Annotated in this window: 1 pseudogene; it reads right to left on the reverse strand. The window is 60.2% G+C overall.

Annotated elements, in window-relative coordinates:
- A pseudogene (locus AAE027_RS39530) lies at window positions 1–321 on the reverse strand (M10 family metallopeptidase C-terminal domain-containing protein); the annotation flags it as partial.
- Between the last annotated feature and the right edge of the window lie 11 nt (window positions 322–332).

Here is a 332-nt window from a genome sequence, read left to right on the forward strand (position 1 = left end):
GACGGACCATGTGGTGTAATTGGCCGTGTTCACCACATTGCCTTGGTATTTCAGCATAGGCCCGGTGCCGGTCGAGATGTTGCTCAGATAGTAGTTGCCGCCGGACACCACCACGCTGGTCGATCCGAACGCCTCGATCGTGACGCTGCTGTCGATCACACCGTTGCCGTTGAGATCCTGCTGGAGCGTCGGCTCCAGCGCTTTCAGGGACAGATCGGTCCCCAACACTTCGGGAGCCGCGGCCAGCGTCGTCACGAAATTGCCGCTGCTGTCCGTACTCCAGACCGAGTAATGCCCGTCCGACGAATCCTTCCAGACCACGTCGTAGCCAC

Source organism: Bradyrhizobium sp. DN3, from assembly GCF_041357655.1.
In the GTDB taxonomy this organism is placed as follows: Bacteria; Pseudomonadota; Alphaproteobacteria; order Rhizobiales; family Xanthobacteraceae; genus Bradyrhizobium.